We start from the raw sequence: 15,345 nt of genomic DNA, 5'->3' as shown, positions 1-15,345 counted from the left end.
AAGGCTAAAAACTCATCATACAAAAATGATAGGAAATGGTATTACGCATTTACCATTGTTACTTTAGTGTAATGGGTAAAAAGAAAAGACCAGGTGTTTAGCCTGGTCTCTAATTTTAGTAATGAAAATCTTCAAGTTATTTCAAAACATTTTCCGCTAAAACACTTTGAACATTATAAATGTTTGTTGTTTTATTAAAGGTCTTTTCTATAGGCATTTGACTACCGGAAATCCATATCTTTAATTCCGCATCCAAATCAAATGTTCCAGCAGTTTCTATAGAGAAGTATGTAATGCTTTTATAAGGGATTGAAAGATATTCCGTCTTCTTTCCAGTCATTCCTTGTTTATCAATTAGTATTAATCGTTTATTAGTAAAAACAAACATATCACGGATCACTCTAAATGCATGTTCAATATTTTCTGACCTCGTGAGTACATTTTTTAACTCTTCCTTTAATTCACTTAAATTCACTTCAGACGCGTTCCCCATTAATCCATCAAAAAACCCCATATCCTTTTCCTCCTTAAATCTGTTCATTCAACTCCAATGGAAAATATATGAAAGAAGTAGAATGAAAATACAGTCACTGATAATTAGAATTCTTAATCTTGTATTATGGCTTTTCTGAGTGGAAGTATACCTACTTATTGGGAATCTGAAATATAAATGTATGAATATTAAAATAGCATTTTTTTTGATGGAATTAGTTTTGAGAAATAAATCTTAGAAATTCTTATCAGCATTTCTAGGTCGATAAATACTGTATCAAGACAAATATAACCAGCCTTGGGGAATTTATGGATACGCTATTTGGCGTTGAATAAATTTCTCATAGGCTATTTTTTTACTAATTAATATTAAATATATCAAAAGTTTAATATGCATCTTTTGTTATAAACAATAAGAACTATTAATAAACTATAGAAATTGAATATATGAAAATAGTAGGTAAGATAACTACTAACTTTAAATGATTAGATTGGGGGATTAAATATGTTAAAGAAAAAGCGTTTATTTTCAATGATGCTGCCTTTATTGACAGCATCAATTATTTTAGGAGCTTGTGGTACTGATTCATCTACAACCTCTACTACTAGTTCGTCGGGTTCTACCTCTAATACAGAGGAAGTTAAGAAATTAGTAGCAGGTTCGGAATCTTCTTTTGCTCCATTTAACTATATGGATGATCAAGGAAATGTGGTTGGAATTGATGTAGATGTTTTAAATGCAATGGGGGAAGAGGTCGGTTTCGAAACGGAAGTGCGCGCGGTTGGTTGGGAGCCAATATTTCCACAAGTAAAAAATGGTGAAATAGATTTGGGGGCATCAGGAATTACCATTACAGACGAACGTAAAGAGACATTTGATTTTACTGAACCTTATTATGAAGCAACGCAACTACTAGTTGTAAAAGAAGATTCACCAATTACTTCTGCTGAAGATGTAAAAGATAAGAAAATATCAGTTCAAATTAACTCAACGGGGCATATGGCTGCGAAAGATTTAGTAGGTGAAACGAATCCTAATATTTTAGGATACGAAAGTGTACCTATTGCGATTCAAGAAGTATTAAACGGCACTACAGATGCAGCGATCGGGGATAATGCAGTTGTATTTGAATATATCAAAAATAACCCTGAAGCAAAACTTAAAACGATAGAAGATGACTCCTTTGAAAAAGAATATTATGGCTTTATGGTGAAAAAAGGGAATGAAGAACTTCTAAATCTATTAAATGAAGGTCTACAAAAAATTAAAGAAAATGGGAAATTGGCTGAAATTACAGGACAAGAACTCGAATAGCTGATTGGAGAGTGTTTCAGATGGACTTATTGGATTTGCGTTGGGACATTATCTGGAACTACCGTGAAATGTTTTTACGTGGCATTTGGATAACAATTGTTTTAACGGTCTCAGGATATGCTGGAGGTATCATACTAGGAGTCCTAATAGGATTAGGCGAAACGTCCAAAAAGAAATGGCTTTATTGGCCCTCTAAATTATATGTAGATCTTTTCCGTGGGACGCCAATGTTAGTTCAAATCTTAATAATACACTTAGCAGTTATACCTACGATTTTTGGACAATCATATGGTTTTATGGTGTCGGGTATCTTGGCTTTGTTATTGAATAGCGCCGCTTATAATGCAGAAATTATTCGTGCTGGAATTCAATCAATCGATAAAGGCCAAATGGAGGCTGCTCGTTCACTTGGTTTAACCCATAGCAAAGCAATGCGGAAAATTATTTTACCACAAGCATTCCGTCGAATGATTCCGCCACTAGGAAACGAATTTATTGCATTATTAAAAGACTCTTCTCTGGTAACAGTTATTGCGGCAAGTGATATTTTATATGCTGCTAAGATTGTGGCTGGTGCCTATAATCGCTTCTGGGAACCCTATTTAGTAGCAGCAGTACTTTACTTACTATTGACTTATCTTGTAACAAAATTAGTTGCATACGTTGAAAGGCGTTTTAGTAATGGTTACAATCCGCGAAGGAAGCGAGAAGGGCGGAGTTTGACATGATAAAAGTAGAAAACTTACACAAAACTTATGGAAAATTAGAAGTTTTAAAAGGAATAGACTATGAAATTAAAGAAAAAGAAGTAGTTTGTGTCATCGGCCCATCAGGTTCTGGAAAAAGTACGTTTTTAAGATGTATCAATTTACTTGAAGAAGTCACAGATGGGGCAATTTATATTGAAAATGTTAAAGTAAACGATCCGAAAACAGATATTAATGAGATTCGCACAGAGGTAGGCATGGTATTCCAACAGTTTAATTTATTTCCTCACATGTCCGTCTTGGATAATATTACGATGGCTCCAATCCAAGTTCGAAAAGTGCAAAAAGGTAAAGCAGAATCACTTGCTTTTGAACTTTTGGATAAAGTCGGGCTACGGGAAAAGGCACATAATTATCCAGAACAATTATCAGGTGGTCAACAACAACGAGTGGCCATCGCACGTGCTCTTGCTATGAAACCGAAAGTGATGTTATTTGATGAACCGACTTCTGCCCTTGATCCTGAAATGGTGAAAGAAGTGCTAGATGTTATGAAGCAGCTTGCCTTTGAGGGGATGACAATGGTCGTTGTAACCCATGAGATGGGGTTTGCTCGTGAAGTAGCAGATCGTGTTATATTCATGGATGGAGGGTATATTATCGAAGAGGGAAATCCGGAAGATGTATTCGGTAGCCCACAAAATGATCGCACAAAGGCATTTCTAGGTAAAGTTCTTTAACAGATTTGTAGGACAACTTTAGACTGAATAAAGATAAATGAATTTTGAACATATATAAAAAAGGTCTACAAGCATTGATATACCAACCAATGTTTGTAGATCATTGAAATGGTCTTGCCAGGATTCGAACCTGTGACTTACACGTTGTGAATTTTTTTGCGAAAAAAGCGGAGATGAAATGAGTTCAACCCAGTTGATATAATAAAATAAATCTGTGGGCAAGAGAGTAAACAGGTGTTCTGTTTACTTTTTTGTTTTACTTTATTAGTGTGTAAAAAGAAAGATCAACAGCCATTTAAAAACATTTATAATAAACATTAAAAAAGGAGATATAATTCATGGAATTGAAACAAAATTCCAATCAATGTGTTATTTTACTTCATGAAATTTATGGAATAAATTCACATATAAAACATTATGCAAATGCATTTTATCAAAAAGGGTTTGATGTATATGTGCCGAATTTATTACAGAGAATTACACCATTTCCATACGAAGAGGAAGACCTTGCGTATCAAAATTTTATGACAAACGTAGGATTTGAAAAAGCCCAATATGACGTAAATGCTTTAATCAACAATTTATCAAATAAATATTCACATATACGTATGATCGGCTTTAGTATTGGTGCCACGATTGCTTGGCTTTGCAGTAATAACCCTTCATTACATAAAGTAGTTGGCTTTTATGGTTCTCGAATTCGTCAATATACAGACGTAGTACCGAATGCGGAAACGATTTTAATATTTGGCGAGCAAGAAAAATCTTTTAATCCTATTGATTTAAAAACAAGGATTTCTACATATCCCCATGTATTTGTCAAAATTGTTGAAGGCAAACATGGTTTTGCTGATCCATACTCATCGAAATACAATAAACACACAACTAATGACCTATCAGAATATTTATTTGATTAATAAGTTCCAAACCCACTTTGGGAATGACTAAATTTATCTAGAAGCACTCTGTATGAAGAGATATAAATTAACTCATACAGTTCCTATTAATGTTCCTAACAAATAAAACCCCTACTAGTTAATAGTAGGGGTTTGTAAGTAATTATGCATTTAGCTCTAAAGTAGAAGCAACCTCTGAAATGATAATTTCACTTCCCAAGATTGGAGATTCCTGACCAGTGTTATTTGGACCTGTATGTGCTTCTTTAAAAGCATCGCTATTTTTCCAACGAGTAAAGTCTTCCAAAGTGTTCCAATACATATTTACATTCATTTCATCATATTCTGTGAGATTTTTAGTAATTGAAACTTCTACTTTTACAAAACCCTCCATTTTTTGTAACGCTCCTGGTCTTGTGAACATTGGAGCCATTTTTGAAGCAAAACCTAATTTTGTTTTAATTCTATTTGTTACAATAATCATGTTATTGTACCTCCTAAGTTTTCATTTTCACTAAAAGAAACAGTTTTCAATCTTTCGTGACTTATACAATCATTATGATTCTATCTGCCGTCATCCATACGATACACTTTATCGATCGCAATTTACTTGCATTCGTTTGTCGTCGGTACCAAAAATGACTCATTATTTCTTGTCTTCATTCGATTGGAGTATGTAATCGTCTTTTCACACACCCTTCATTTGAAATAAAATAATTTGTCATCTGTTACTTTTAAAGTGTAATAGTTTTTCGTTGATTAGTCAACTGTGACTATAAGGGTAAAATTAGATCATTTTTTTATTTTCATCATAATAAAAAAATGATCGTAGGGATAAATATTTAATTGAACTGGAGATTGTTTATAGTTTTTTCAAGAAAGGCAACTTCTGCTTCTAACATTATTATTTTATGTTCAACTGCAAGATTAACGCCTGTTCGTATTCCATGTGCCGGTGTTTGTTTAAATAGATCTAATTGATGCTGGTTTTTCTTTAATCGTTCTTTCAACGCTGGAATTACCTTTTCCATAGGAAGAAGATCACTAAACATTAACCCAATATCTCCTTGGTAATTAACACTTTCAGCAGAAGATAGGTTATTCAATAGTAATTTATAAAAATAGTTTCGGCCGCTTTCATTTATAGAGTACACTTTACGAGTGGGTCTATTTCCTTCTTGCTCTAGCTGAATATCAATAAAACCTTTTTGATTTAGTTTATCCAAAGTAGCATAAGCAGTTGGTTTTTTCATATCTGTAACTGTACTTAAGTTTCTTTCGATGAATTCATTGATCTGATATCCGTGTTGACTTTGTCCCATTAATAAACCAAGCAGAATTAGTGAGCGATGTTCCACAGAAATCCTCCTTTCTTTCCGCAATCTATATATATTCTCTCGTAAATTCTATTTGTAGTCAATTGAGTGTTTGTTATTAAATTGAAGCACCCCATCATCTTTATACTATCTAATTAATATGTTATAATTAACATCCTTGGCAGGGGCATTTAATTTATACTTATAGAAAGCAGGTACTCTTAGATAGGGTACCTGCTTTACTTTTTTATCCAATTTGGATAATAATTCATTTATTTTTTATACAATAAAATAGGCCAAGACAGAAAGTAAGATTGATGTAATCCCCATTGCAATTAATGGTTTTAATGCTTTTGAATGGAGTTCCCGAAGGCTTATATTTAATCCGAGTCCGACCATTGCCGCTGTTAAACACCATGTAGTGAGTTGGGAAATTCCATTCATAAATTCGATTGATACTGGAATGGTTTCACCAATCACATAGCTTCCAATAATACTCATGATAATGAATCCTATTAAAAACCAAGGAAATTCAACCTTTGCTTCTGAACCTTCGTCCCTAGATCCTTTTCTTTTCATGATATACATTAAAAGAAAGCACAGTGGAACAAGTAAAAACACTCGACCCAATTTTGCAAGTAAACCAAATGCTAATGCATCTTGTCCGCCTGGTGCTGTAGCTAGTGCTACATGAGCAATTTCATGTAAACTAATTCCTGACCATGTGCCATATTCTATATCTGATAACGGTAAAAGAGGACGTAATATTGTATAAGTTATCGAAAAAATCGTACCAACAAGAGCAATAATCCCAACACTAATGGCGGTATCTTCATCTTTTGATTTAATAATTGGAGCAACCGCTGCTATGGCTGCTGCACCACAAACCCCTGTACCTATTCCCAAAAGAAGCGATATATTTTTATCTGCTTTAAATTTTCGGGCTAGCCAAATCGTTACCAAGATTGCAAAGATAATTACCCCCATATCCCGAACAAGTAAGCCCAAACCATCCTGCAAGACGGTATCTATATTGAGTTTTAGTCCATACAAAATAATGGCGAAGCGTAATAATTTTTTTGAAGAAAATGTTATGCCAGAACGTAAGAGTTCAGGATAACCTAAAAACTGTCGATACAAGACAGCAATTAGAATTGCCGATGCTAATTGGCCGATATTACCAAATACAGGTACTTTTGCTAATAAATATCCCAGTAAGGCAATCAAAAAGGTAAAGCCAATTCCACCAATCCATAATCCCAAAGATGAGGATTTTTTGGGGAATTGGCTAGGTTCTTTATTTACATATTGCGCTTCCATCCCAACACCATCTTTATATATTACAATCTCAGACTAAACCTTTTTTATCCATAAGAAAAATAATTATTTATAATACTTATAATAAGTAATTACTTATAGTAAAAATGAACTTTAAGGAGATTGATAAAAATGGACCAACAGTTAAATGTCTTTGTAACGGTAGCAGAGTTGGGAAACTTTTCACGTGCAGCAGAAAAACTACATATGACTCAACCTGCTGTTAGCCAATATATTCAATCTTTTGAAGGGGCTATGGGAATCAAGTTGTTGGAGCGTAACAATAAATTTGTATGCTTAACTCAAGCTGGAGAGATTGTCTATCATCATGCAAAGGAGATATTAAGTCTGCATTCAAAAATGCATTACTTGATAGATGATCTTACCAACAAGACGAGTGGACCTCTTTCAATTGGTGCCAGTTATACATTTGGAGAATATGTATTGCCGCATGTTATTGCAAAAATGCAGGGAGAATATCCAATGATTACACCAACTATTATGATTGGAAACACAAAAGAGATAGCAAATTTAGTTTTGGGGCACCAACTAGATGTAGGAATTATAGAAGGGGAATTCCATGATAAAAATTTATCAATTGAACCATTTGCAGAAGATTCTTTGTATCTGGTCGCTTCCCCAAAACATAGATTAGTGCAAAAAAATGGCGAAATTAACCTATCTGAATTAGAGGATGAGATGTGGATTGTTAGGGAAAACGGCTCTGGAACGAGAGAAGTAACTGAAAAAATGTTCAGGTTGTGTGGATTCACTCCAAAAAGAAAATTGGAGTTTGGAAGTACACAACTAATTAAAGAATCTGTAGAAGCAGGTCTTGGTATTAGTCTGCTATCTTACTGGGCGGTTCGAAAAGAGTGTTCAATAGGGACTTTAAAAGTTATTAAAATAGAACAACTTCCTATGAAAAGGAAATTTTCAATTGTCTTAAGATCTCCGTTCCAAACGAAAGCGTTAAGCGTATTTTTAGAACTATTGAAGGAACATGATGTAATTTCTGATTTGTTAAGAAAACTATAAGAATTCCAGTATTCAATTCAACTAAATCGAGAGATAGGCGAAATAAACAACTTACTATGACTGGGAAATGTGAATAAGTTATAAATCTACTATTTAAAAAAGGCGCAATAAGTGTTATTATATAGCTCGAAGATAATTTCGGTCTAAGTATGTTATCGATCGAATACTTAAATTCAAAGAAACGTTGTTGTCTCAGTAGCTCAGCTGGATAGAGCATACGCCTTCTAAGCGTACGGTCGGGGGTTCGAATCCCTCCTGGGACGTATATATTTAAAGAAGAAATACCTCAAATCCATTTAGGGTTGAGGTATTTTTTTGTTTATAGCAGACTAGTAAAAGATAGAAAAGGTAAAGAAGGAATGTCGATTAACAAAAGGATAGGGGGGGCAAATGAATCTTGATGAATTATTTCTGCAGAGATAAATGAAGTAGATCATACTCACTATAATATTGTTGAAAAATATACTTTAATAAAAGATTACCAAACGCAGCTTTGGAAATTCTATTTTGAAAATAAAGAAAAACCTGTTCAACTTTTTAGTTGAACAGGTTTCGGGTGCTATTCAAAGACTGTGAGCAAGACCTCAACAAGATGATTGTTGCCAAGACTATAATGATTCATTAGCCTCCCACTTACTTTATACCTACTTGCAATAGTGCCACGCTTTCTTGAATAGGTATAATCCAAACAAAACAAAAGCTAGGAAGCCAATTAACGCAACTAGGATGTTTAGAATATTAGCAAGAACTCCTCCTATACCGAGTAATCCAAAAAACTCAGTAATGAACCCCGATAATGCTAGCAGCAGCCATATCACACCTGTGAGAAATCCAAGGAAAATTCCAGAAATGCCAAATTGAAAACTCATAGAAACACCTCCATTTCAAAGAGTGTTCAATGATATAGTATGCAGATGAATGAAATATTGTTAGGTTCTTTACGGAAAAATTTAAGGCTAATTATAGTCATGGTGAAATTGATGACAATGAAATAACAGACATTGATTTGTTCGGAATAGACAAAAATATATTACAATGGTCCTATTCAGAAATAGTTGAGAGGTATATCTAGATCGTCTAATGCAAGTGAAAAAGCAATATGCCCCAACTAATACATTTCGAAATAACCATACAATTGAAGCGACCGAATGATGTTTTTACTAGTATTGGAATGGTGAACTCCACTAAAAGTTTTAATTGATGATATTTTCTATCATGATATTCAAAAAAGTGATAAATAATTGGAAATTTTATTGCGGTCAAACGGAGAAATTGAAGAAATTACTCTAAATTTGAACAATAGAAAAAGTCTAGAAACATTGATTATATAAATGTTTCTAGACTTTTTAAATGTAGGATTTTTACATGACGCGGTTTATGAATCCTATTGGGACTGGTTCCAACACAGTAATAATGCTGAGGGCTAATTGACTTTAAGATTAGGATTATATTTATTAAAAAGGAGTATAAAATTAGTCGTTACCAGTGTTGTAGGTACAGTAGTTGTTGGAGGGTATATTGTATGCATACTCACTGGAAAGAGAGGAATTTTAACTGACATCAATAGTTTAAGAATTGATGTAACGAATGGATGGCCGGTAAGTATATTGATGATCATTATATGCTTGAAAATTCTGTTAGAGTAGAACAATTATGGGGAAATAGTGATATACTTGATACAAATACATATACAGCAAGGTAAAGGAGCATCAAAGTGTATGGCTAGTAATACATATGCAACTGCAGCGGTTGCACAACAGGTTGGTATCAGCAAACAAAAGATAAACTATTATATATCTGTTTTGGAGAAAAATGGATATAAAGTTAAACGAAATGCTCGGAGTCATCGTGAATATTCAGACCGAGATATTGAAATAATTAAAGCATTAATCTTATTAAATAAAAATCGTGGTGTCAAATTAAATGAAGCAGCACAACTGTTGACATCTCCAGGATTTGAAGTAGAGACCGTTACAAATGATTGGCAACCTACAGAAACCCTAACTCCTCGAGTAGTCGACCAAGGAAAATATAATGAATTAGCAAACTCGATGGAAATATTAGTTACACATGTCGCTGGAATTGAACAGCAAAATACACAATTACTAGAACTGATCCAAGCACAACGAAAACAAAATGAATTATTAATGGAACAAAATGAAACATTAAAGAATGAGCTTGGGAATATGATGAGTTATCTTATTGAAAAGGCAAATGAACCTGTATCACTTTCCACTCGACAACTAGACCGTGTAGAACAACAAAACAATGCCATTATGAATACGCTTAATCGAATTAACTTTCGACAACACGAACAACAAATTACAGAATATGAAGAACAAAAGAAGGAAAAGGAAAAAGGACTTTTCTCTTTTCTAAAAAAATAGTAAGACCATTAAAGAGCATTGGTGGACCTTTCAATCTTCTACCAATCCAAGTTCTTTCAGTAGTTCCTTTCGTATCTCAGCATTCTCTCGGGCTATCCTCGTCTGTTCATGCAACTATTCGCCATAAGGGAACACTTGAACAAATACATATAAAATATCGATCCATATAACAAGATTACGCCAGTGACCAAGCTAGTGGTTTTAGTGATGTTTAGTAATTAATCTTTAATATAATCATCTCCTAATTTATAATTCATTTAATTGTAAGATGAGACGGTGAAGCACACAAGAATGCAAAAATAAAAACGACTCGAATAGAGCCGTTTCTTTAAAAAAATTACTTACTCAAGTTCTCGTTCTATTACTTTTTTTCGTCGAATTCCACAGCTGCGTAATCTACACAGCCTACTTTATACGTGTAAGTAATCTGATACCAACTTCTGGGCTAATTTTAAAGTCAACTGTAATGTCAATAGTTGAATAATATGTTTTGCCATCCCCTTGACCATTTCTCCAAGTATCACGTTTCAAAGTGGCTTTACAAGTTGACGACTTCTTCTGGCTCGCCCTGACAAGCTTGTTCTTGTATATGGCACAACTTCACCAGAATGGTCGTGCTTTGATTCATTGGTAGGTAAAATTATATTCTTCGTAAGCTACAGTTGAATTTTCGCTAATCGATAGCAAATTAGCCTAAGAATAAACATATTTTGTTGTAGCCGCTTCAGCGTGTTCTTTTTCTGAATTTAATCTTACCCCTAATCCTCCAATTGCTAGTACTCAGAATAACCCGATTGTTGATATTTCTTTTTTTATATATCAAGAAATGAAGTGTTTCACTTAAAGTTTGACGTAAACGGAACGTAACTCATTTGTTCCATAAAGTAGCTTTAGGAAGAGGGCAAGTTTTTTTTTATATTATACATGCTGTTTATTAATATTGAATTTCTTTCCTTATAATAAGTCGAAAAAGTGGAGTAGTACAGTTTATTTGCTCTTTGCTTAGCCTTAGCAAGGCGCTTTTGCTTTTCTTACACCAGAACCAGACAATGAATCCATCTTTGCCTGTAGGGCTTAGATGGATTCATTGTCACAAGAAATTGTTCATTTTTTAATCAATTATTGTCACGTTCAATTGACTAGAAGCAATCTAACTCCACGTACTACTCTTATTTTCTTAGGTCAGACAGGAAAACGTTTTGTGCTGCTTTTACTCCTGCCCCTGGTTCAAATGGATAGGCAAAATCCTGTAAACCTGCTTCGATTAAAGAAACCGCTTGGAGGATATCACTAGGGAAGCAATAGCCCATATGCCCAAATCGGAAAATATTTCCCTGCAGATGACCGAGACCACCGGCAAGATCAAGGTGATATTTCTTCTTTAAATGTGGCAAAAAGGCGGAAAGCTCCAATCCTTCAGGTGTGCGAATAGCGGTAATCGTTGGCGAGGCATATTCATCACTTGTCAACAACCCAATAGAAAGTGCCTTCATGGCTTCACGAACCATATTTTTCATTAATTGATGCCGTTCAACCGTTTTGGAGAATCCGCCTTCCTCATCAATTAAATCACATACAGCTGACAGTCCCATGATCAGAGAAATCGTCGGCGTGTTTGGTGTCATTCCTTTTGTAGCCCACTCCCGATAGCTTAATAAATTTAAATAGTAGGCAGGTGTACGATTCGTTTCTATCACTTCCCAAGCTCTTTCGCTGACGCTTAACAGTGAAAGACCCGGAGGTAACATCATAGCTTTTTGTGACCCAGTAACTAAAATATCAATGCCCCATTCGTCCATTTCAGCAGGAGCTCCACCAATACAGCTCACCCCATCGACGACGAAGAGAGCATTTGTATATGTACGCACCACATTTGCCAATTTGTCGATAGGGTTTAGGATTCCAGTTGATGTTTCATTATAAGTAGCAAAAACGGCCTTAATATTGGATAAAGGTTTCAGAAATTCAATCAAGTCTTCCTCTGTACAAGCCTCGCCCCATTTCTTTTCAAGCTTATGTACAATGAAGCCATACTTCTCACAAATGGAAACGAAATAATCGCCAAAAGCCCCTACTGTGATAACCACTACTTCTTCTCCCGATGAAACCGTATTGACCGCTGCTGCTTCTAATGCAGCCGTACCACCTGAGGGCAGAAGCAAAATATCTTGTTTTGTACCGAAAATAGGTTTTACACGTTGTATTGTTTCTTGATATAAGCGAACAAACTCTTCTGTGCGATGGCTAATCATATCCTGGGCCATAGCTAGCTGCACTTTTTTAGGAATTGGAGTTGGTCCGGGATGTCTTAGAATATTTGGATACATACGATTCCCTCCATTTATTAGTATTTCATAACACAGTTTCATTATATCTTAATTTTCGCAACTTTCGCACATAAATAAATCTAATAAGTTATCGGTATAATTTGAGAATACCTAAACTATTGTGAAAATTAGCTGATAAGTTTTAAAAACGATATTATTAGGCATTCCATTCGTCATACTTCTGTGTTGGATTACTGGCTCTATTAATTTATGGTTTTATGATCTTAGAGATATTGATCATAACGTTGATGATTATTACCTTGAATTAGAACGTATAAACGGTGAATATTTCGTAACGATTGATTTAAGTGATCTTAGAAGTAACGAAGGAAAAGTTCTTTACGATGATGGAGATAATCAGATGTATGTATTTGATGTGATTGTTCGAGATACTACTCAATATCAAGTGTATTTTCGAACAAGTGGAAAATATAATTTGCATGTCGCAACGTTAGTTCTGCAACTGAGCATAAACGCGTTCAGGGTGGTTTTACTTACAATTTTAAAGCTAATGCTTATGCAACTTACCGTGGCCATACTTTTAAAGTTTACGAATCTGGTACTTCTGTACTTAATTATTCTGATGGGGATGACTTCGGATTGTATTTAATTCTAAATGATACAGAGGTAACGATAGATATTTCGGAAATCCTACTATAGAACTTACACTTTCCAATCTTACCATGCATAAATGGGGAGAAAATTAGGTACAATTACAGATCACAAATGAGATACCTCTGTACTGAATTTTAGCTTATTCAGCAACGAGCGCAATACAAGATAAATCGAACAATAGAAAAAAGTCTAGAAACATTAATATATAAATGTTTCTAGACTTTTTAAATGTATGGTCTCGACAGGGCTCGAACCTGCGACCCCCACGTTGTCGAATTTATTGTAATAAATAATTTGAGTTTAAATGAGTTCAAATAGGATAGATAAGACTGATTAAATAGGGTTTTTTAGAATGGCGAAAATCAGCTCAGTTTAAATAAGTTCAATACTAAAAAAATAATTCTGCGGACAAAAGAGTAAACAGGTAGTCTGTTTTACTCTTTTTTTTTCTGTTACATCTGTAGTAAACAGGTAAAAGAGTTAAGAATTCCGTGTTTCCACATCGATTCTTTTAAAGTAATTTTAAAGTGTATTATTTCATTTCTAGATGCTGTTTTTTATATTTTTTGTTGCAGTTGCTCTAGTAATTACTGGATTTGTCCTAGATTAAATTCCGTCTGTTGTTTTTTAACTTCCTCTAAAAGCTTAGTATATTCAACATTTGATATATACGATATATCTGCTAAACCTTTTATATTGTCTATATCAGATTCAAGAAGCTTCTTTGCTGCAGCTTGATCTAATGACAACGATAGGCTTTTTTATTTATATAGTTCTATAACTTATTTAAAAAAACACGATGGCCAACAGAATTTTTTGTTTTACTCATAATTATGCTTTTGCAATAAAGAACTTATTTTCGAAGCGTACTTTCTAAGGTTTCTTTAAAAGTTAAACAAGATTCGATAGTTATTGAAATAGTATTAATAATTCCCTATAATATTACCAAGAATTAGAATTTTCAGAATAAGAGAATTCTTTGTAATAAAAGTAATAGTATTAAGTTATTTCAAAACTAGTAATATTCCAATTTCTATTTGAATGTTTGGAGGGGGATTATGGACGAAAAAGTTACTCGAAGAGAGTTTTTGAAAAAGGTTTCAAAACTAAGTCTGCTGGGTGCTTTGTTTATTTTAGGTAATAATATTCTAACTTCATGTGAACATTATCAGTTTGAAAAAAAGCAAATAAAACCTACAAATGGACTTATTTTTTTTTCGGGTAAAAGTCTTGGTTATTCCTTTTTTGTAGTACAACAAGAGGCTGTACAAAGAGCTGTAAAAGAAAGGGGCTACGAGTTTATTTTTGAAATTGCAAACATGAATTCTACTAAACAAAGTAAGCAGTTTGCTTCTATTAGAAATAAACCAACGGCAATTATATGTGATCCTGTTTCAAGTCACCTTAATCTTTCTGAATTATTAGACTCTCGATGGAATCAGAAAATTCCTATTGGAGTAATTGATACGCCATTAGAAAATGGAAGCGTTCCCATTTCAGTTGTGTTTGATAATTATTTAGGAGGAGAATTAGCTGCAAAAAAAATAGTAAAGTTATTAACTAAAAAATATGGAGAGCCACGTGGGGTCATTTTAAACTGTTACGCAGATTTAAATAGTGAAGCATGGAGATTACGAAAGGAAGGATTCGAGGATCTGATACAGAAGTACAAGAAAATCAAATTGATAAGTAAGGGAACAAACGGTGATATTACAAAAATGTATGATGTTACAAATGAAGTAATCTTAAACTATCCTCAACTTGATGCTATCCATGCCCCATCCGAAACTCCTGCACGTGGTATTTATGAAGCTTTAATAGCAAACCAAAAATTAGAACCAGTTGGTAGTCCTAATCATATCATTTTTGTGACTATTGATGGGGAACCAATTGCACATAAATGGATTAAAGAAGGAATTCTAGATGCAAGTATTTCACAAGATCCAATAGCATATGGGGAAATATGTGTTGAAATTCTTGTTGATTATGTATTAAACAATAAACCATTTCCAACAGAGAACTATTCTAATAAGCGATATTACTGGAATAATGCAAAATACAAAAGTACCAATGTTGGAGCTAAATTAATGATACCTCCTTTTATAATAGATAAAAATAATGTAGATGATGATAGGCATTGGGCAAATGTTGCTTATTATGAATGGGGTCTAAAACACCTTTAATACAAAAGCTTG

General features: G+C 33.8%; 14 protein-coding genes, 1 tRNA gene and 1 pseudogene. 9 read left to right on the top strand and 7 right to left on the bottom strand.

The features are described 5' to 3' along the window. Nucleotides 1-136 precede the first annotated feature (136 nt). Nucleotides 137-514, bottom strand: a complete 378-nt coding sequence (locus tag JOD29_RS08920; protein ID WP_124764268.1) for a PH domain-containing protein — start codon at nt 512-514, stop codon at nt 137-139. Between the two features lie 483 nt (nt 515-997). On the opposite strand from JOD29_RS08920, the gene JOD29_RS08915 reads away from it, so the two are divergent. From JOD29_RS08915 to JOD29_RS08900, 4 genes are all read left to right on the top strand, one after another. Continuing rightward, entirely contained in the window at nt 998-1,807 is an 810-nt protein-coding gene (locus JOD29_RS08915) for a basic amino acid ABC transporter substrate-binding protein (protein ID WP_124764267.1), read from the top strand. Between the two features lie 20 nt (nt 1,808-1,827). Further along, the gene (locus tag JOD29_RS08910; protein WP_124764266.1) at nt 1,828-2,535 is read left to right on the top strand and encodes an amino acid ABC transporter permease; all 708 of its coding nucleotides are present in this window, start codon (nt 1,828-1,830) and stop codon (nt 2,533-2,535) included. Further along, the gene (locus JOD29_RS08905) at nt 2,532-3,254 is read left to right on the top strand and encodes an amino acid ABC transporter ATP-binding protein (RefSeq protein ID WP_124764265.1); all 723 of its coding nucleotides are present in this window, start codon (nt 2,532-2,534) and stop codon (nt 3,252-3,254) included. Before JOD29_RS08910 ends, JOD29_RS08905 begins: the two co-directional genes overlap by 4 nt. Before the next feature lie 338 nt (nt 3,255-3,592). Beyond that, on the top strand, nt 3,593-4,171 hold the full coding sequence (locus JOD29_RS08900) for a dienelactone hydrolase family protein (RefSeq protein WP_124764264.1): 579 nt from the start codon (nt 3,593-3,595) through the stop codon (nt 4,169-4,171). A gap of 142 nt (nt 4,172-4,313) precedes the next feature. Here the strand turns inward: JOD29_RS08900 and JOD29_RS08895 are convergent, their stop codons facing one another. From JOD29_RS08895 to JOD29_RS08885, 3 genes are all read right to left on the bottom strand, one after another. Beyond that, nucleotides 4,314-4,634: a heme oxygenase gene (locus JOD29_RS08895; protein ID WP_124764263.1), complete on the bottom strand. Its 321-nt coding sequence runs from the start codon at nt 4,632-4,634 to the stop codon at nt 4,314-4,316. A 358-nt stretch (nt 4,635-4,992) separates the two neighbouring features. Next, a complete protein-coding gene (locus JOD29_RS08890) occupies nt 4,993-5,508 on the bottom strand; it encodes a PadR family transcriptional regulator (protein ID WP_124764262.1) in 516 nt (171 codons plus the stop codon). Nucleotides 5,509-5,745: 237 nt separating this feature from the next. Then, nucleotides 5,746-6,786, bottom strand: coding sequence for a YeiH family protein (locus tag JOD29_RS08885; RefSeq protein ID WP_124764261.1), 1,041 nt, complete (start codon nt 6,784-6,786; stop codon nt 5,746-5,748). A 129-nt stretch (nt 6,787-6,915) separates the two neighbouring features. Between JOD29_RS08885 and JOD29_RS08880 the strand changes: the two genes are divergently transcribed. Both JOD29_RS08880 and JOD29_RS08875 read left to right on the top strand, forming a co-directional pair. Then, complete coding sequence (locus tag JOD29_RS08880; RefSeq protein WP_124764260.1) at nt 6,916-7,821, top strand: LysR family transcriptional regulator; 906 nt, start codon at nt 6,916-6,918, stop codon at nt 7,819-7,821. 189 nt (nt 7,822-8,010) lie between these two features. After that, nucleotides 8,011-8,084: transfer RNA gene (locus JOD29_RS08875), tRNA-Arg, on the top strand. A gap of 381 nt (nt 8,085-8,465) precedes the next feature. Here JOD29_RS08875 and JOD29_RS08870 read toward each other — a convergent pair. After that, complete coding sequence (locus JOD29_RS08870) at nt 8,466-8,690, bottom strand: ABC transporter (RefSeq protein WP_124764259.1); 225 nt, start codon at nt 8,688-8,690, stop codon at nt 8,466-8,468. Nucleotides 8,691-8,898: 208 nt separating this feature from the next. On the opposite strand from JOD29_RS08870, the pseudogene JOD29_RS20805 reads away from it, so the two are divergent. Then, a pseudogene (locus JOD29_RS20805) lies at nt 8,899-8,973 on the top strand (BBE domain-containing protein); the annotation flags it as partial. Nucleotides 8,974-9,539: 566 nt separating this feature from the next. Further along, nucleotides 9,540-10,208 carry a MerR family transcriptional regulator gene (locus tag JOD29_RS08860; protein ID WP_124764258.1) on the top strand — a complete coding sequence of 223 codons (669 nt, stop codon included), beginning with the start codon at nt 9,540-9,542 and terminating at the stop codon, nt 10,206-10,208. A gap of 1,169 nt (nt 10,209-11,377) precedes the next feature. On the opposite strand, the gene JOD29_RS08855 is transcribed toward JOD29_RS08860, so the two are convergent. Continuing rightward, nucleotides 11,378-12,535: a pyridoxal-phosphate-dependent aminotransferase family protein gene (locus JOD29_RS08855; protein ID WP_124764320.1), complete on the bottom strand. Its 1,158-nt coding sequence runs from the start codon at nt 12,533-12,535 to the stop codon at nt 11,378-11,380. Nucleotides 12,536-13,737: 1,202 nt separating this feature from the next. Next, nucleotides 13,738-13,899 carry a hypothetical protein gene (locus tag JOD29_RS08850; RefSeq protein ID WP_205101649.1) on the bottom strand — a complete coding sequence of 54 codons (162 nt, stop codon included), beginning with the start codon at nt 13,897-13,899 and terminating at the stop codon, nt 13,738-13,740. 309 nt (nt 13,900-14,208) lie between these two features. Between JOD29_RS08850 and JOD29_RS08845 the strand changes: the two genes are divergently transcribed. Beyond that, nucleotides 14,209-15,333, top strand: coding sequence for a sugar ABC transporter substrate-binding protein (locus tag JOD29_RS08845; RefSeq protein WP_124764257.1), 1,125 nt, complete (start codon nt 14,209-14,211; stop codon nt 15,331-15,333). The last annotated feature ends 12 nt before the right edge of the window (nt 15,334-15,345 follow it).

It is taken from the genome of Lysinibacillus composti, assembly GCF_016908465.1.
Taxonomy (GTDB): Bacteria; Bacillota; Bacilli; order Bacillales_A; family Planococcaceae; genus Ureibacillus; species Ureibacillus composti_A.
This window is presented reverse-complemented; position numbering and strand designations above follow the sequence as displayed.